This is a genomic window from Sphingomonas aquatilis, assembly GCF_014196115.1.
In the GTDB taxonomy this organism is placed as follows: Bacteria; Pseudomonadota; Alphaproteobacteria; order Sphingomonadales; family Sphingomonadaceae; genus Sphingomonas; species Sphingomonas aquatilis.
On record NZ_JACIDB010000007.1, the window covers coordinates 1 to 18,180 of the forward strand.

Genomic DNA, 18,180 nt, shown 5'->3' on the forward strand with positions numbered 1-18,180 from the left:
GGTGAGGCCAAAAGTCAGTTCGCCGTAATCTTCGGTGAGCGCTTCGTCATCTAATGACGGTAACCGGCCTCCCGCACAAAATTCCTGACAGTCCCCCGCCCGTCACCTCTCGCCCTATCTCGGCGCGCGGATGATGCCGGTCCGGATGCTCGACCGGTCGCTGTTCATCCGCGAACTGACCCCGCACGACCTGAAGCTGGAGGTTGAGCAATTCAGCCGCGGCGAGGCGATCCGCGCCGCCCGCCACCTCGCCTTCGTCGTCGGCACGGCGCACGCCCGCCAGATGGATTCCGCCGCGCGCGCGGACTGGATCGACCAGCTCGAATCGGGCCGGCACGGCCAGCTCGATGCCCCCTCATGGCTGTGGGAAAGCGTCGTCTCGCTCTCCGGTAGCCATGAGTCAGGCTATCTCGATCACTGCCGGCGCTACGCGCTGGCGGCGTAGGCGATCGTGGCTACACCGTCTTGCCCTACACCGTCTTACGCAGCGTCAAGCTGATCGTCCGCCCCAGCGGATCGAGATAGGCGGGCTGGTAGCTGAGCGGCGTCGCGCCCAGCCGGTCGCGAACTTGCGGCCGGGTGTTGAACAGGTTCATGATACCCAGCGAGGCGCGCGTCCCCTTCAGCCACGCGGGCGCAGTCTTGCCGCCGAACCGATCGGCGAGATTGGCGAACAGATTGACGTTCACCGTGGCGAAGCTCTGGAACCGCAGATCGCCCGCGCCGCCCGCCCCCTGCAATGTCGTGCCGCTCTGCCACGTCGTCGTGACCCGCGCGCCAAGCCCCCGCTTGAACACCCCCGCCTGTGCCTCGATTTCGTGACGGCGGCGCCCGCCGCGCAGGTCGATCGCGCCACCATCCAGCAGGTCGAGCATCGGCAGCCGGTCGTTCAGCACGATCGCGTCCTGCAGATACCAATTGTGGTACAGGCTGACGAATAGCCGGCTGCGGAGATTGTCCCCGGCGCGCGCCATGGCGCTGCCCGGATCCGCCCGCGTCATGATGGCGCCCGGGTTCGCCCGCATCGCCTCCGCCTCGCTGCTGTACACCCGCATCCGGGCCGCCTGGAATCCGGGGGGCACCGCGCCGAGCGGGCGTGTGAAATTGATCCCCCAGCGCAACTGCCGTTGGCGGGATTCGGCGAAATTGAGCGGCCGCCCGTCGATCCCGGTCAGCCGGCCGCGATCTTCGCGGGTGAACCGGCCAGGAAAGGCCGCCTCGATATCGGGCGTCACGATCGGAAAGGCGGCGATGGGGCGATCGATCCGCGTCGCGACATAATCCACGCTGAGGGTCAAGTCCTTCCGCGCCAGCGGGCGGATGTTGACTCCCAGTCGGACGACATGGCGGTCGTCGCTGCGCAGGGCAGGATTGCCGCCCGACACGCGGGTGACGTCCGCCACCTCCCGCCGCACGAGGTCGAACGTCCGGACGTTGGGCGTGACGAGCGTGGGGCCACCGAGTTGCTCCAGCGTCGGCGCGCCCTCCTCATGCGTGGCGGAAGCGATCACGTTGACCGCAGGCACGGGTGACCAGGCGAGGCCATAGCCGAACGTCCGCAGCGTCCCGACGTCCGACAGGCGCTCCAGCGCGACATTGGCGTTGAGGCTGAGCGTGCCGAAGGGCGACGGCGAACCCGGCTTTCGGCTGAGGATCGGCAAAGCGATGTCGATCTGTGCCGCCCCCCGGTTGCGCGCGAGCTCACCGATCTGCGTGACGCCGCCGATCGACGACCGGCTGTCGAGCCCCCGGAATGCGACGCCCGCCTGAACGCTCGCCGACAGCGGCCCGGCCGGCAGGTCTGCGATCGGACCGTTCAGCAGCAGGTCGGCCCCGGCGAGCGTATCGACGAACCGCGCCGAATCGCGCCGCCCCAGGCCGCTGGGGACATCGGTGCGGAGGATGCTGCCGATGCGATCATAGGTGCCGGTAACCGTCCATTGCCACTGCCCTTCGCGGCCGCCGAGCGTCGTGCCGAGATGCGCGACCGACCGCTCGCCATCCCGCCGCAGCACCTCGTCACCGACCCGTCCCAACAGGCTGTGGCTCTGGTTCGATTCGAAACGGCCGTTCAGCGTCGCCGTCGAATCGCCCGACATCCGGCCGCTGACCAGACCGTTGACCGCGATCTGTTTGGTCTGGGGCAGCAGCGTTCGCAACCGACCCAGATCGGATGCGCCACCGATCTGGACGATGCCCCTATCGCTCTCGCGCAGCACCGCCGCGCGACTGTACGTCGCTCCCAGGCTGACGCGCGTATCGCCGCGCAGCGCGAGATAGTCGGCACTGCCGATCGTGCTATCCCGGCCGCCCTCGGTCGGCGCGACATAGCCGAGCTGCCCGACGCGCGACCGGAAATTTGCGAAGGTCACGATGTTCACGACCTTCTGGTCGGCGCGATAGCCATATTGGAGCGCGAGTTCCTCGGGGAACACCTCCATCCGCTCGATCGCCTCCGTGGGAAGGCGCGCGATTTCCGAAAAGTCGGAGATGCGCCGGCCGTTGAGCAGCGTCACCGGCGTGCCATCGCCGCGCCCGCGGTTGCTCGTAACCTGCGGCCCCAGCGCCTCGAGCAGCGCACCGATTGAGTCCGCACCATAGGCCCGCAGATCGACTGGGCTGAACGTGCGCTCCGGGGGCAGGTTGCCGACCACGGCGCCCCGCGGCTTTTGCGCGGCGACGACGATATCGTCCGGCGTGTGCGCCGGCGCTTTGCCGAACCCGGGCGGCGGGTTCTTGCGAAACCGTTCCTCCAGCTCCCGTTGGATCTCCGGCGGAAGCGGCTTGCCGTCCGCACCGCGAAATTCGATCCGCGGCCCCGCCTTGGCCGCGGGCTTCGCCTCTTGCGCGGGCGCGGGCGGTGCCGGCGCCTCCTGTGCCGCGACGCCGCTTGCCGCACCCCCCGTCAGCAAAATCGCCGCCCATCCATGCCGAACCGTCACACCGTTCCTCCCTCGCTGGTGTCTTCGATCGACATGGAAGCGGAGGTGGGTAGCGTGGCGATGGCGCGCCGGTAGCCGTGGCTGATACGCAAATGCTACACAGCGCTGCTAGAAGGGTCGGCATGGAGTCCGCGGCCATCGCCCCCAGTACGATCCTCGTCGTCGATGACGACGCCAGCATTCGCGATGCGATCGCCGACTTTCTGGGCGGCCACGGCTATGCGGTGCGCACCGCACGCAATGCCGCGGCCTGCGATCACGAACTGGCCCAGGCGCCCGTCGACCTGATCGTGCTCGACGTGATGATGCCGGGCGAGGACGGCCTGTCGCTCTGCCGCCGCCTTGCCCCGGCGGGGACGGCGATCCTCATGCTCAGCGCGCTGGATGCGGTCACCGACCGGATCGTCGGGCTGGAGGTGGGCGCGTGGGACTATCTGACCAAGCCGTTCGAACCGCGCGAGCTGCTGGCGCGGGTGCGCGCGCTGTTGCGCCGCCCCGGCGCGGAGCGCGCCGATCCCGGTACGAAAGACGGTGTCAGCTTCGCCGGCTGGTGGCTCGACATGGAGCAGCGGCGACTGCGCGATCCGGCCGGACGCCCGCTGGCGCTCAGCGAGGGCGAGCATGCCTTGCTGGCGGCCTTCGTCCGCCGTCCCGGCCGCATCCTGACGCGCGATGCACTGCTGGATCTAGCCCGTGGTCTCGATGCGGCCTCCTACGATCGCGCGATCGACATTGCGGTCAGCCGCTTGCGCCGCAAGCTGGGGGACGCTGATCCCGCACCCCTGATCGAAACGGTACGCGGCGTCGGCTACCGCTTTCTGCCTGCGGTGCGGCCGGCATGAGGCGACCGCCCAGCGCGCTCGTCGCGATCGGCGGGTTCGGCGTCGCCGTGGCGACGTTGAGCGTCGCGACGACCGCGGCGATCGTCATCCTGGCGCCGCAACCGCCCGCACCGCGGTTCAGCGCGGCCGAGGCGGTCGCCGCCTTGCGCCAACCGATGCCCGGCTTCAACCGACGCTGGCGTACCGATCCGCCATCGGGCACGCGCGTGCCGATGCTGGAAGGGCTGATCGCCGGCGCACTCGACCGATCGCCGGGCGATATCCGGGTAACCTGGCCCGATGGGACGCGCCGGTCGAACATCATGGTCCAGCGCACGACCGTCACCCATATTCCCCCGCCCGGGGCGACGACGATACCGCCGTCCATCGTCCTGCTGCGGCGGGGCGGCACGCGGTTCGACATGGTGAGGCCCGAGGCGGCCGGCGGAGCGATCCGAGCCGCGCTGATCGGCGTGCCGATGACGGCCTTCGCGGCGAGCGTGCGCCAGCCCGACGGACGCTGGCTGACCGTATCGGCAACGCAGCCGCTGCTGGGTGGCTGGCAGCGGAACATCCTGATTGCGTTGGGCGTCAGCCTGCTGCTGCTCGCCCCCCTCGCCTGGATTTTCGCCCGGCGAATGACCCGCCCGTTCCGGATATTGGCCCGTGCGATCGATCGCGACGATACGGTCGCAAGCCTGTCCGGCGGCCCGCGCGAGTTGCGTGAGGCGGCGGCGGCGATCGCCTCGATGCGCAACCGGCTTGCCATCGAAGCGGCCGAGCGCGCACGGATACTGACCGCGATCGCGCACGACCTGCGGACACCCCTCACGGGCCTGCGCCTGCGTGTCGAGACCGCGCCCGAGCCGCAGCGATCGCGCATGGTCGCGGATGTCGACCGCATGCAGGCAATGATCGGCGAGGTGCTGGCCTTCGCCCGCGACGCCGCCGCCCCCGCCGCGATCGTCGAGGTGCGCTCGCTGGTCGCCGCGATCGTCGCGGATGCGCATGACGCCGGGGCCAGCATCCGCCTGCTGCCCGGTGAGGATGCGTGGGTGCGGCTACCCGAACCGGCCTTTCGCCGCGCGGTCGAAAATCTGGTGCGCAACGCGGCCGATTATGCGGGCGGGGGCGACGTCGCGGTGCGGCAGGATGGCGCCACCGTGCTCGTGTCGGTCACGGACACGGGCCCCGGCATTCCCGCCGCGGATCGCGAGCGCCTGCTGCTGCCCTTCGAACGCGGCGAGGCCTCGCGCAATCGTGGCACGGGCGGGGCGGGCCTCGGCCTCAGCATCGTCCATGACTTCGCCGCGCAGCACCGCGGCACCTTCACCCTGGGCGAGGGCCCCGACGGCGGCACGATAGCGACACTGCGACTGCCGTGCGCCTGAGCGGCGCCGCCGCCTGCTCGACACTCCGATCGCGGCGAGAGACGAGGCCATGCGGGGCATCAGACGTTCCTAGCGCCCGCCCGACGGCCCCAGCCTGCAACCGTCACGCTCCCACGCTCAATCGTCGTAGACCCACTCGGACCATTTGACGACATTGTGGTGGCTGCAATTGACCAGCTGGACCGTGCATTGCTTCGTATTCCAGTCGCTTTCGCACGAATGGCGAACATGGGCGATCGCTTCGTCCTGCGTGCTGCCGGTATCGACGCTGTCATGCCCCACCACCGGCCGCCCGCCCTCCACGGCGCGGGCGACCGCCGCGCATTGGTTGGTGTAGGACAGCATCAGCTGACACGCCGTCCCGCCATTCTGCCGACAATTGGCCAGCACCCCGTCCTGCGCCTCGCGCTTCGAGGGATATTGATAGCTGCCGAACCAAACGCCCTTGCCCTTGTCATAGGCGATGGCGCCGAACGCGCGGTCGATCCGGTGGAAGCCTTGCAGGCGCGGCACGGGCGGTCCGCAGTTCGGGCTGCCTTGGGGGACACCGTTGCAGATGAAGGGCGGCCGCACCTGCGCGTCGACCCGCGATATCCGCGACAGACCGAGGGCGATCGCCGGCACCGCCAAGGCCATCGTCCCCCAAAGCACAGCGCGGCGCCGCGCACGGGATCGAGCCAGCATGTGCTACAGCCCCAGCGCGTTGCGCAGGCCGCCGAGGCTCCGCTTCTTCGGCTTCTCGGGCGGCGTGTCGGTGGCGGCGTTGCTTTCGATCTGGGCGCCGGGGCCGCAGCGATGCTGTTTGTCCAGTTCGGCCCCCACGGCGCCACCGGCGGCGCTGGCGGCCACGGCCCCCTGCCCGCCGCCGCCGATCTTGCTGCCGAGCAGCCCGCCCAGCGCCATGCCATAGGCCGCCTTCATGCCGCCGTTGACCGTCTTGGAACAGTCGGTGACGTCGCGCGCCTTGGAGGTGTGGACCTTGGGTCCCGTCCCGCCGGCGGCGGACGCGGTCGCCTCGCCCGTGGCTGCCCCGGCCGCGCTCTTGTCAACCGTCACTTCGTAAATCGTCGTGCGGTCCGGCCCTTCGAACAGATGGAGCATCACCCAATCGTCCCCGCGCTGCGCGACGATCACGCGCATCCGGTTGCCGAACAGCCCATCGGCGAACCCGTCCGGCGCGACGCGATCGGTCAGGAAGATCAGCCGCCCCATGTCCTTGCCGCACGCCACTGTGCCCGTGCAGTCGAACACGGTGCGATAGCCGGCACGCTGTAACAGCCCGGTGTAATAGCGGCCCACCGCCAGCGTCGGAACCGCCGTGGGCGTCGCATAGTCGATATGCGTAACCCGCCCCTCGAGCGTCCGCACAGCCCGCGTCGTCGTCGCATCGTCGATGCGGGCGATCGGCAGGACCACCTGATCCTCCGCCGGCGGCCGGTAGTTCTTGATCGCGGCACCGGCATAACGCGGCAACAGCGGATGATCCTCACCGGGCCGATCCGCCCAGGCAGTGGAGGCCGTTGCGGCCAGAACGAGCGCGATGGGAATGAACCGCATTGGGATCTCCTGCGTCAGGAATGGACCAAATGGCTGTGTTGCCCGTATAGGACGGATTGATGCAGATCAACCCGCAATGTCGGGTCCTGCGCGGCGCGTCCGCGCGCCGGACGGAACGGGATCAGAACCGGAGGCCGAGGCCGACCACCGCCTGATGCCGGTCGTAGCTGCCAGCGTAGTTGGCGTAGCGATATTCGGCCTTCAGCGTCGCGCGATCGCTGACGTGATGCTCGATCCCTGCGCCAAGACGAAACCCGTCGACCGTACCGCTGATCGTCTGGCGCGCGGCGAACGTCTGCTCGACATTGGTATAACCCGCCTTGCCATACAGCAGCGTCGCATCGCCGATCGGCGTTCCGATACGGCCCCCGACATAAGCGTCCCGCCCCGTCGTCACGCACAGGCTGCTATTGCTGCCGCTCGTCGAATAGCGGACGCTGCACTGGCGGTTCGACGAGCCGGTCAATTCGCCCTCAACGCCGACGACCAGACCGTTCCGCTGCCAGTCATAGCCGATCTGCCCGCCATAGGTCGCGCCGGCACTCCAGTCGCTGAAGCGGTTAGCGCCGTCGACGCCGACGATCAACGTGACGCTGCCCCCCTCGAAAGGTCGGGCCACGCGATCCTGCGCGGCGGCAGGCATCGCGCCGATCAGGGCCAGAATCGAAAGGGCGGCAGTCCATCGCATCGTCATTCCTTCGTGTTGATCGTCTCGCACGATCGCATCGACGTGCTGACACGAAGGAACCGCAGTCCGGGCCGCGAACTTTTTTCTAGAAGCGCCGGGTGGCCGAAAGGGTCAGGGTGCGCGGACGATACGGCGTGTAATAGCGGGCGGTCGTCGCAGCGAAAGGATTGCCGAAAGCCAGCGTATCGGCGCGCACCCCGGTCAAGTTGTCGACGTCGAGCGCCAGCTTCAGCTGATGGGACTGGCCGACCACACCGAACCGCCCGATGACGCGGGCCGGCATCCGCCGATCGTCGGGGCCATCCAGCCCCAGATGCGTGGCGCCGGTCAGTTCGGCGGTTAGACGCGGCACGACCTGCCATCCGCCCAGCGTTTGCGCCCGAGACACCGCCAGCCGCGCCGACAGATCGGGGACCAGCGGCAAATAGCGTGAGGGCCCATCGCGACGCCGCGGGCGCTGCGCCACCCCACCCGCCGCGATCCGCCAGCCTTCTTCTGTGGCCTGCCAGTCGATGCTCGCGTCCAAGCCGACGATGCTGGCGTGCCCCGCGTTGCGCGTGCCGATCCAGCCTTCGGGCCGCCGATAGTCGGACTGGATATCGCTCCACCGGGTGAGGAACAGATTGCCGTCGATGCCCAGCCGCCCGCCGAGCAGTCGCATCCGGCCGCCGAGGTCGATCGCGCGCACCCGATCGGACGCGTAGCGCCGCGTAACGCCGTCGTCGGTATTCAATCCGCCCGGGCGATAGGCCGTGGCGATGCGGGCATAGACGATCCGGCCCGGATCGGGGGTGTAGGATAAAGAGACGTTGGGCGTCAGCCCAATCTCAGCCGGCGCGCGGCCGACCGCGCGATCGATCCCGAAGCTGTCGTTGCGTGTTCCCGCGCCAAAGACCCGCAGGCCAAGCCCCAATCGCCAATGCGCCGTCAGCGCCGCCGACCCGTCGGCGAACACCGCCGCCTCCGTCACCGCGCGACTGGCGGCCCCGCGACGCGTGACGATCCCGTTGCGCGCCAGGCCGACCAGATCGCCCTCGGTCCGCGTCGACAGGAACGCGGCACCCGCCACCCAGACGAGCCCCCCGCCCTCCGCCGAATTGACGCGGATTTCCTGGTCCACCACGCGCAGCATCCGATCGTTGTAGATGGCGATGGGCACACCGGGGGTGAGGACACCACCGTCGTAGCGCTGGCTTTGGCTCTGCGTCGTCAGCCCGGTCGCGACGGTCAGCCGCAGCGCCCCGATCGGACCCGTGATGGATCCCTGATAATGCGACAGGCGCGCCTGATACGGCTCCGCGGTCGGCACGCTGCGGCGATAGGCGTCGGCGCGATCGACATAGGACGTATCGCGGCCATCAATCGCCTGCCGCACCGCGCTGGCGTCGATCAACCACGACCCGACGGGCGCCACGCGAAGCGCGATCCGCGCGCCGCGCGTCAACGTCCGGTTGAGATTGCGGCGACCATCGTCATCGTAGATCCAGCCGGGATCGACCGCGCCATAGCCGACGATGCGCAGCCCCAGCCGATCGTGGATCAGCGGCATGTTGACGACGCCTTGTCCGGACGGCCCGATGCCGCCGCCCGCGACTCCGGATAGGCCGACGCCCATATCCGCCTCCACCCGATCCAGCACCGGCCGGTTCGTGACGATCCGATACACGCCGCCCAGCGCGCCCGTCCCATATAAGGGCCCCTGCGGCCCCTTCAGTATCTCGACGCGCGCGACATCGACCAGCCGCAGGGCGGGATCGGCGCCATCGAAGGCGATACGCACATCGTCGAGCTGGACGCTGACCGGCGACTGGCTGAAGCCGTTGAAGACGCTGTCGGCGATACCGCGCAGGAACAGCCGGTCCGCGCCCGGCCCCGCCCCGGTCAGCGTCAGGCCGTCCACCGCCCGCGCGACGTCTCGCGTCGTGCCGATCGCTCCGCCCCCCACCATGCCCGGGCGCAGGATCGCGACCGGGGCCGGAATGGTGGACATGACCTCGTCGCGCTTGCGGCCGGTGACGACGATGTCGGGCGGCGGCGGTTCCTCGACGGGCGCCGTGACGACCGGCACCGCGCGGGGGCGCAAGCGATAGGCCTGCGGCGCGACGCGCACTGCTTCCCACCCGAGCGGATCGAGCAACCGCGCCAACGCGTCCTCTGCGGTCATCCTGCCGCGTAACCGCACCGGCGCCAGCCGTGGCAAGGCGCCATCCCGCGCGATCGAGATATGCGCCTGCGCCGACAGCTGCGCCAGCGCGGCGGTCAGATCACGCGCGTCGATATCGAGGCGATAGCGTCCACTCTCCGCCGCTACCGGCACTGCGGCGAGGCTAACGAGGGGTGCGATCGGCCAGATGTATCGCATCACCGTCCACCCGCAGTGCCAGCCCGGTCAGCGCAGCGAGAGACTGGGCCATCCTCCGCCCGTCGCCTTGCGCGATCATCCCCGAAAAGCGGCGCTCCGCCACGGCGTGATCGACCGTCACCGCCGTTCCGCTCGCCCGCGCGATATCCGCGACGACGAGGCCCAGCGGGACGTCGTCATACACCAGCGGCCCGCTCCGCCATCCGCCGACCGTGCTTATGTCGATCGATCGTAGCACGCCGCGATCCTGACCCCGGATCGTCAGCGCGCGGCCCGCCACCACCGCCGTCGCCTCGCCGCGGTCGGGCGACGAGACCGCCACCTCTCCCTCCGCGACCGCGACCCGCACCATTCCCTCGCCCATCGCGATATCGAACCGCGTGCCGACGTCGCGGATCGTGTAGCGGCCGGCTTGGACGGTCAGCGGTCGGCCGGCATCGTGGCGCACATCGAAAAACGCGGCTCCGACCAGCGTCAGCGCCTGGTCGCGCGATGCCGGTACGCGAAGCACGCTGCCGGGCGCCAAGATGGCGCGCGACCCATCGGCCAGATGGATCGTCCGCACCTGTCCGGGACCGCTGCGATAGGCGATGATTGCCGGTTCGCCGGTTCGTCGCCCCTGATACAGCAGGCCCAGCACCGCCGCGATGACGACGGCGGCGATCGCGCTCCAGGCACCCCAGCGCGGACTACGCCGCTCAGGTATCGGATCGGCGGATCGAGGATGCAGCGCCGGCCCCGCCGCGTCGATACGATCGTCGAGCAGGGCCATGGCGTCATAGGCATCGCGATGGCGCGGATCGGCCTCCAGCCAGTCGGTGAAGGCCGCCCAGTCCATATCGTCATCGGCCTGCGCCAGATGCCAACGCGCCGCCGCTTCGTCGATGTCCGCGCTCATGTCGTCCAGACGCCGCCCGTCCACCATTCCTCAGTCCTTCAGGGCGCGGCGCAAATGCACCATCGCCACCGCAATGTGTTTTTCGACTCCGCTCCGGCTGATTCCCAGCCGCGCGGCGATCTCCGCATGGCTCAGCCCGTCGAACTTATGCATCCGAAAGGCCCGCCCCGCCGCCTCGGGTAGCGCAGCGATCGCCGCGGCGAGCCGCGCCGTCTCTTCCCGCTCGACGATCTGCTGGTCCGCGCCGGGGGTCGGGTCCACCGGCTCGTCGCCCGCCCCGCCTCGCTCGACCGCCCACGCATCATCGCGCACGACGCGCCGCCGCCGTGTGCGGATCATGTCGAGCGCGACGTTCTGGGCTGCGCGGTACAGATAGGCGCGGGGATTGGCGATGGGGCCGGTCGCGCCACTCTCCAGTCGCAACCACAACTCCTGCATCGCGTCCTCCGCCAGCGCCGGTTCGCCCAGGCGAGCCGTCAGGAAACGCAGCACCTCGGGCCGAAGCGACGTATAGACGTGGAGTAGCCCGGAACTGCGAAGCAAGCCGATACCATCTTCGTTGCGATTGTGCCGCGACGGGCATGGACCACCGTGATCCGCAGCAATGGCGCCGTTCATCGCCGCACCGGCGACGCTATGCAACCCTGTGGCTCGGTGGCGGACCGCTCCACGCGGCACCGCGACAGCCGATGGGATCATGACAGCGCGGCATACCGCGGCTCGTACCACCGCCCCTGCTGCGGCCATTCTTATTTGATCGAAATCATGTCCGACACGGATATTTCAAAGTGTTGCTGTGTTGGGGCCCCACGATCTGGAGGCGGCGATGGCAACGACGGCAGGTACGATCACGACGCCCTCCACTGACGGCAAAGCCGATCGCAAACGGGCGACGGGCGCGCTGGCGGCCCTCAATTTCTTCATGGCGGACATGCAGGCGGGCATCGGCCCGTTCCTCGGCGTCTTCCTGCAACAGCGTGGCTGGCAGTCCGGGCCGATCGGCACCGTCATGACCGCTGGCGGTGTCGCCGGCATGCTGTTCACCGCGCCGGCGGGCGCGTTCATCGATCACACGACGAAGAAGCGGCTGGTCGTCGTCGTCACCGGCATCTGTACCGTGCTCGCGTCCTTCCTGATCCTGTGGTCGCAGGCCTGGGCGGTGGTGACGGTCAGCCAGGTGGCGACCGCGATCGCCGGCGCCGCGATCGGCCCGGCGGTGGCGGGGATGACGCTGGGCGTCGTCCGGCAGAAGGGCTTCAACGCGCAGAACGGCCGCAACCAGGCCTTCAACCACGCCGGCAATATGATCGGCGCCGGCCTGTCGGGGTGGCTGGGATGGAAGTTTGGCATGCCCGCCATCTTCTATCTGTCGGCCGCCTTTGGCGTGCTCGCGATCATCTCCGTCCTCTCGATCCCCGAACGGGCGATCGACCATCAGGCGGCACGTGGCCTGGAAAAGGGCGACGAAGGGCAGGACGGCGGCAAGGCCGAAGGCTTCAAGGTGCTGATGCGCAACAAGCCGATGCTGATCCTGGCGCTGGCGCTCGCCTGCTTCCACCTCGGCAACGGCGGGATGCTACCGCTGTATACGCTGGCGGTCGTCGGCGCGGGCCAGGGCAATCCGGCGCTGTTTACCGCGACCACGGTCGTCGTCGCGCAGGCGGTGATGATTGCCGCCAGCATCGTCGCGATGAAGGTCGCGGCAGGGCGCGGCTATTGGCTCGTCCTGCTGATTTCGTTTGCGGCGCTGCCGCTCCGCGGGTTCCTCGCGGGCACGATCATCCAGCATTGGGGCGTCTGGCCCGTGCAGGCGCTCGACGGCATCGGCGCGGGGCTGCAGAGCGTGGCGGTGCCGGGCCTCGTCGCCTGCCTTCTCAAAGGCACGGGGCGCGTCAACGTCGGCCAGGGGGCGGTGATGACCGTGCAGGGCGTCGGCGCCAGCCTGTCGCCCGCGATCGGCGGGTGGATTGCGCAGGCCTTCGGCTATCGCGCCTGCTTCTTCATTCTCGGCAGCTTCGCGATCGCCAGCCTTGCGCTGTGGATCGGCTTTGCCGCCACGCTGCGCCCGGCTTGCGCCGGCGCCGATCAGGACTAGGCGAAAGGACGATCCGATGGGCACTTCAATCTGCTGGGCGCATATCGGCGACCTGCACCTTGACGAGGCCGACGACTGGCAGGGCCTCGGCCGGCTGGAGGCCATCGTCGATCAGATCAATCTCGTCGTCGAGGGGATCGACTTCGTCTTCGTCCCCGGTGACAACGCCAACCACGGCACGCCCGACCAATATGCGCGGATGATGGCCGCGCTGGCCCCGCTCCAGACGCCGTGGCGGATCATTCCGGGCGACCATGATTTCGAACCCGGCGATCTTGCCCATTACGACGCCGCCATCCCCGCCGCCAACCGCCCGGAGGCGGAGACGATCGCGGGCTATCGCTGCCTGTTCCTCGACATCATATCGGCGGGGGCAGGCGGCCCCGACTTCCGCGTGACCATGCACCACCGCAACCGGCTGGCCGAAGAGCTCGCGCGGGCCGAGGCGGCCGATCAGGTGCCGCTGGTGTTCATGCACGCCTATCCGGGCGACCTCGCGGCCGATGGCGATAGCATCGCCCGCACCTTCGCCGACGCGCGCGTCGCCTTCGTCGATACCGGCCACACGCATTACAACGAACTGCTGAACGACGGCCGCGTCATCTACGGCGCGACGCGTTCGACCGCGCAGATCGAGGAAGACGCCGGCCGCGTCGGCTTTGCGATCGTCTGCGTCCATGGCCGCGTGCCCAGCTGGCGCTTCCGTCGTCTCGACGCCGCCTGGCCGCATGTCCAGATCGTCAGCCCATGCGACGCCCGTCTGGTAACGCGCCCCGCCGATCCGCATCAGGTGCCGCGCCCCGGCGCCGTCACCATCGTCGCGCGCCTTCTTGGTGCGGCGGCGGATGCGACGGTCGAGGTGCGCATCGACGACGGTGCCCCCGCCCCCATGCATCGCGCCGACGACGGACTATGGCAGGCGACCGTTTCAGTTGAACAGGCCGGCGCGCATGCCGTCACCGTGACCTGCGGCGACGCGCACGACCGGATCGACGTCCTCGTCCGCGGCGAACAGGATATCCCCAAACGCCGTCTCCACGCAGGCCTCGGCACCGACGCCCACGCCATCGGCGCCTGGCCGATCGCCGGCATCGACGGATTGCAGCTGGGCCCGAACAAGAACGGCGGACCACCGGAATGACACGGCTCAACGCCCACCCGCCGCACAATGCGGTCGTCAGTCGACGACGATATCAGGAAGTAACGGCGCAGAGAGAAGGAAGCGCGCCCGCCTCATAAGCCACTGTATTTTTGAATATTTTGTCATCATTCCCTCGTTCTGACCATACAACTGGCCCACGGGGCCAGTTGCTTCCTCAACTAATCGACCGAGGCAGAGACTGATTTGGTGTCCGAGCGGCATCACCCAGAGGGAATATAATTGCCGTCATTCATCGCGGGCTGGTAGGTGCCCTTTCTCTACTATTCGTTTGCATCGCAGACGTTAGCTGACCCAGACCACTTCCCCTTGAGGATTGTCCGGCATTGAGCGTAAGCGGCTACCCTGCTCTTCAGTCATGACGACCCATGTGTGGACGGCCCTCCGTTGGCAAGTACGACTTTCGCCTAGCATTGCTGGTTGGTGCGGCCATGTGTCCGACCTGTTAGTGCGGCGCATGGTGCCGCTGGCTGTAATGCCATTCGCGCGTCTCGAGTCCCGATCACATTCACGCGCTTGATGCGCTTGGGTCATTGTGGGTTTTCCCGATCCGGCGGTTCAACCGGCTTGTTGCATTAGCTCCTGATCGCCCTTTCCAACCTCGTCAGGCGCGGTCGCCCGCGCCGTGTTCCTTATGCCGCTAGCGGCTCACGATACCGCTCACCGCTGGCCATCATCGCCCAAATCATGCGCGCGTTCTTGTTGGCGAGCGCAACCGCGGCGACCTTGGCCTTGCGGCGGGCCAGCAGCTGAACAGGCCACAGCCGCTTGGCCCCGTTACGTTCGGCAAAGCGCACGACCGCCATGGCGCCGACGATCAGCATCTGGCGCAGGTACTGATGCCCGGCCTTGGTGATGCCACCGAGCCGCTCCTTGCCGCCGCTTGAGTTTTGCCGCGGCACCAGGCCGATCCACGCGGCGAGGTTGCGACCTGAGCGGAAGATCGCAGGATCGGGAACGGTGGCAACGATGGCGCTGGCGAGCAGCGGCCCCACGCCGGGTATCTCCATCAGCCGACGGCCAAGCTCGGTCTCGCGTGCGCTCGCCAGGATGCGGCGGTCGTTCTCCAGGATCTGCTCCTTTACGATGCGCAGCTCAGCCGCCAGCATCTCCAGGCAGAACCGCGCATCGGCCGGCACCCGCTCGTCAGTCGGGTCGGCGATGACGTCGAGAAGCTGCTCAAGGCCGTTCCTGCCGATCGGTACCGCGATTCCGAACTCGGCCAGGTGCGCCCGCATCGCGTTTGACAGCTGCGTCCGTTGGCGATTCAGGATCAGGCGAACACGATGCAGCATCATCGCGCTCTGCTGCTCGGGCGACTTGATGCCGACGAAGCGCATCGTCGGCCGGGTCACCGCCTCACAGATCGCCTCCGCATCGGCCGCGTCGTTCTTGCCCCGCTTGACGTACGGCTTCACATACTGCGCCGGCATCAGCTTCACGTCATGCCCGAGCCCTACCAGCTCGCGTGCCCAGTAATGCCAGGTCGCACACGCCTCGATCCCGACCAGACACGGCGGTAGCTTGGCGAAGAACCTCAGCATGCGCCCGCGCGTCAGCCGCTGGCGGATCACCGCCACGCCCTACGCATCGACGCCATGCACCTGAAACACGTTCTTCGCGAGATCTAGACCTATCGTAATGACGCTGCCCATTGTGAATCCTTCCGACTCTCCGCAGGTTATCCTGCTGGAGGGTTGGAGAGCCGTCCACGCCATCACATTCAAACGTTCGCGACCTGCTTCCGGATCTCGAACCTCAGCCGTTCAATCACCAGCCCGGCAAAACTTACATCCGGAAGCGGATCGTCCCGCCGGCTGTGCGCGGATCGCTCGGTGTTCCGACGATTAGGCCCGAATTGCCCGCCTGGATCGTCAGGTTCTGGATGTAATCGGCGTCGAGCAGGTTGCGTGCCCAGACGATCAGTTCCAGCCCATCGGCGAAGCGGTAGCCGATGTTTGCGTTGGTCAGGTTGTAGCCGCGGATATAGGTGAAGCGCGACAGGCTGGGGTCGCCGTTGAAGCCGCTGCGGGAGGCGGTATCGATATGGACGAAGACCTGTCCGTCACCCACCGGTCGCTGATAATCCAGCCCCGCGGTGATCGCGAAGCGCGGTAGCGACGCGAGGCGACGGCCGGTGAGGCTGCACCGCGTGGTGGAAGCGGTCTGCACCTCCAGCGGACATGGGCCGGCGGGATAGTCGGTATATTTCCCGTCCGAATAGGCGAAGCTGGTGCGTGCGCTCAGCCCCGGTAGGATGAGCGCGGTCACGTCCGCCTCGATCCCCTTCACCGTCACCTGCGGGATGTTCGACAGGTAGCCGCGCAACTGCACCGTCTGCGTCAGCGAGTTCTCGACGACGGTCGCCTGAAAGTCGCGGACCTTGGTGTAGAAGCCGTCGATGTTGAAAATCAGGCGGTCGTCGAACAGCGTGTTCTTCAGGCCGATCTCATAGGTCTCGTTCCGCTCGGGCCGCACGACGGCGGTCGCCAGCACCGGGCGGTTGTTGCTGTCGAGCGGCAGGCCCGACATGTTGATCCCGCCCGACTTGAAGCCGCGCGCATGGCTCGCATAGGCCATCGTCGTGTCGGTGACCTGCCACGCCAGGTTGCCGCGGCCCGACAGGCTACCGTCGCTGTCATGCGCCTCATAGCTTTGCGGGCGCAACACACCGAGGCGGGCGTTAATGAGCGCGGTGTTCGTGGTCGACGGGCCGCCCGATACGGTGGTGCTGTAATAGCCGTCCTTTTCTTCCTGCGTGTAACGCAAACCGACCGTCGCGGTCAGACGGTCGAAGACGCGGTAATTGACCTCGCCGAACGCGGCGTAGCTGAGACTGCGGAAGTCCGTGCGACCGTCCTGCCCGTAACCGTCTAGCAGGTTGGACGGCACCGGCGTTACCACGGCGGCTGCGCCCGTGCCGGTCGTGACGGTCGTCCCGATCAGATAGCGGGCGGCGGCCGGACCATAAATGCTGATCGGCTGCCCGGTCAGGCGCTGGCGGAAGCCGTAGAGGCCGACGACATAGGACAGGGGTCCGGTGCCGTTCGAGGCAAGGCGCAGTTCCTGGCTATACTGGTCCTGTCGCGACGGGATGTGTTGCGAGAGCTGGACGGGCAAGCCGGTATAGTCGCGGTCGTTCTCCGCATCCCAGTTCCAGAAGCGCCATGCGCTGACCGAGGTCAGCGTCACTGGACCCAGGTTCCAGTCGGTGATCGCGCTCACGCCGCCTTCATTGGTGTCGACGCCGAGTGGGCCATCGATGTCGGTCTTGCGGTCGTATACATTGGTGCTGGGGGGCGCATAGCCGAACTGTGCGGCGAGACCGTTCGGCCCACCGAACTGGCGGTTGGCGGCGCGCAAGCTGGTGCCGGTGCGCAGATACACCTGCCCGCAGCAATAGGCCTGGAAGTTGGTGAAGTCGGTGATGACGCGCATCTGGATTGTGTCGTCGGGCTTGAACAGCAGTTGCCCCCGCACCGCCTGCGTGCCGATCGTGTTGGCGGCGCGACCGGTGCGCACGTTGTCGAGCACACCATCGCGCCGCGTCGAGACGGCCGAGATGCGATAGGCGATGGTGTCGGTGATTGGCCCCGATGCCCAGCCCTTGGCCTGCACGAAGTTGTAGTCGCCGTAGGACAGTTCGGCGAAGCCCTCGCGGGTGAAGGTCGGCGCGCGCGTGGTGATATTGAGCGCGCCTGCCGTCGTGTTCTTGCCGAACAGCGTGCCCTGCGGTCCGCGCAGTTCCTCAACCTGCTCTATGTCGGCAAAGTCGAACGCCGCGGTCGCGGGACGCGCGTGATAGACCTGATCGACATAGAAGCCGACGCCCGGCTCCAGCCCGTCATTGGCCTGGCTGACGGCGACCACGCTCGACCCCAGGCCGCGGATGGTGAAAGCGGTGTTGCGCGGGTTGGCCGAGCTGTAGTTCAGCGTTGGGATCAGCGTCGTCAGACCCTGCGTATTGACCGTGTAGCTCTGGTCGATGAGGTCGCCGCCCACCACCGACAAGGCTGCAGGCACGCGCTGCGCATCCTCCGCCCGGCGGCGTGCCGTGACGATGACGTCGGGCAGGCCCCCTCCCCGAACCCGCGTGCTCGCGATCGCGCTCTGGGTCGTTTGCGCCAAGGCGGGTGCGCTAAACGCCGGCATGACCGTCGCACACAGAAGACCCGCGAGCCGCTTCGACATCGACAATACCCCGTTTAGAGCGGCCGTTTCCGCCGCTTTATATCCGGTCGTATATTGATGGTGTATTCAGCCGTAT

At 68.0% G+C, this 18,180-nt stretch carries 12 protein-coding genes and 2 pseudogenes; 5 read left to right on the top strand and 9 right to left on the bottom strand.

What is annotated here, in order from left to right; all coding sequences use genetic code 11:
- Positions 1 to 109: 109 nt before the first annotated feature.
- A pseudogene (locus GGR47_RS14010) lies at positions 110 to 445 on the top strand (DUF2252 family protein); the annotation flags it as partial.
- A 25-nt stretch (positions 446 to 470) separates the two neighbouring features.
- Here GGR47_RS14010 and GGR47_RS14015 read toward each other — a convergent pair.
- Complete coding sequence (locus GGR47_RS14015; RefSeq protein ID WP_147035927.1) at positions 471 to 2,942, bottom strand: TonB-dependent receptor; 2,472 nt, start codon at positions 2,940 to 2,942, stop codon at positions 471 to 473.
- A 122-nt stretch (positions 2,943 to 3,064) separates the two neighbouring features.
- Between GGR47_RS14015 and GGR47_RS14020 the strand changes: the two genes are divergently transcribed.
- Positions 3,065 to 3,784, top strand: a complete 720-nt coding sequence (locus GGR47_RS14020; RefSeq protein WP_147035928.1) for a response regulator — start codon at positions 3,065 to 3,067, stop codon at positions 3,782 to 3,784.
- Positions 3,781 to 5,154 carry a sensor histidine kinase gene (locus GGR47_RS14025; protein ID WP_147035929.1) on the top strand — a complete coding sequence of 458 codons (1,374 nt, stop codon included), beginning with the start codon at positions 3,781 to 3,783 and terminating at the stop codon, positions 5,152 to 5,154. The genes GGR47_RS14020 and GGR47_RS14025 overlap by 4 nt, the downstream gene beginning before the upstream one ends.
- 117 nt (positions 5,155 to 5,271) lie before the next feature.
- On the opposite strand, the gene GGR47_RS14030 is transcribed toward GGR47_RS14025, so the two are convergent.
- The 6 genes from GGR47_RS14030 to GGR47_RS14055 form a co-directional block, all read right to left on the bottom strand.
- Positions 5,272 to 5,790 (bottom strand): DUF4189 domain-containing protein, encoded by a 519-nt coding sequence (locus GGR47_RS14030; RefSeq protein WP_147035930.1) that lies wholly within the window; start codon positions 5,788 to 5,790, stop codon positions 5,272 to 5,274.
- A gap of 51 nt (positions 5,791 to 5,841) precedes the next feature.
- Positions 5,842 to 6,711, bottom strand: a complete 870-nt coding sequence (locus tag GGR47_RS14035; protein ID WP_147035931.1) for a hypothetical protein — start codon at positions 6,709 to 6,711, stop codon at positions 5,842 to 5,844.
- Between the two features lie 121 nt (positions 6,712 to 6,832).
- Positions 6,833 to 7,399 carry an outer membrane protein gene (locus GGR47_RS14040; RefSeq protein ID WP_244305019.1) on the bottom strand — a complete coding sequence of 189 codons (567 nt, stop codon included), beginning with the start codon at positions 7,397 to 7,399 and terminating at the stop codon, positions 6,833 to 6,835.
- A gap of 85 nt (positions 7,400 to 7,484) precedes the next feature.
- The gene (locus GGR47_RS14045) at positions 7,485 to 9,761 is read right to left on the bottom strand and encodes a TonB-dependent receptor (protein WP_147035933.1); all 2,277 of its coding nucleotides are present in this window, start codon (positions 9,759 to 9,761) and stop codon (positions 7,485 to 7,487) included.
- A complete protein-coding gene (locus GGR47_RS14050; RefSeq protein ID WP_147035934.1) occupies positions 9,727 to 10,686 on the bottom strand; it encodes a FecR family protein in 960 nt (319 codons plus the stop codon). The genes GGR47_RS14045 and GGR47_RS14050 overlap by 35 nt, the downstream gene beginning before the upstream one ends.
- A gap of 3 nt (positions 10,687 to 10,689) precedes the next feature.
- Positions 10,690 to 11,202 (bottom strand): RNA polymerase sigma factor, encoded by a 513-nt coding sequence (locus GGR47_RS14055; RefSeq protein ID WP_147035935.1) that lies wholly within the window; start codon positions 11,200 to 11,202, stop codon positions 10,690 to 10,692.
- A gap of 283 nt (positions 11,203 to 11,485) precedes the next feature.
- Between GGR47_RS14055 and GGR47_RS14060 the strand changes: the two genes are divergently transcribed.
- On the top strand, positions 11,486 to 12,754 hold the full coding sequence (locus GGR47_RS14060; protein ID WP_244305020.1) for an MFS transporter: 1,269 nt from the start codon (positions 11,486 to 11,488) through the stop codon (positions 12,752 to 12,754).
- A gap of 16 nt (positions 12,755 to 12,770) precedes the next feature.
- Entirely contained in the window at positions 12,771 to 13,895 is a 1,125-nt protein-coding gene (locus GGR47_RS14065) for a metallophosphoesterase (protein ID WP_147035936.1), read from the top strand.
- 650 nt (positions 13,896 to 14,545) lie between these two features.
- Here the strand turns inward: GGR47_RS14065 and GGR47_RS14070 are convergent.
- Both GGR47_RS14070 and GGR47_RS14075 read right to left on the bottom strand, forming a co-directional pair.
- Positions 14,546 to 15,568, bottom strand: a pseudogene (locus GGR47_RS14070) (IS110 family RNA-guided transposase).
- Between the two features lie 133 nt (positions 15,569 to 15,701).
- Entirely contained in the window at positions 15,702 to 18,104 is a 2,403-nt protein-coding gene (locus GGR47_RS14075; RefSeq protein ID WP_147035937.1) for a TonB-dependent receptor, read from the bottom strand.
- Between the last annotated feature and the right edge of the window lie 76 nt (positions 18,105 to 18,180).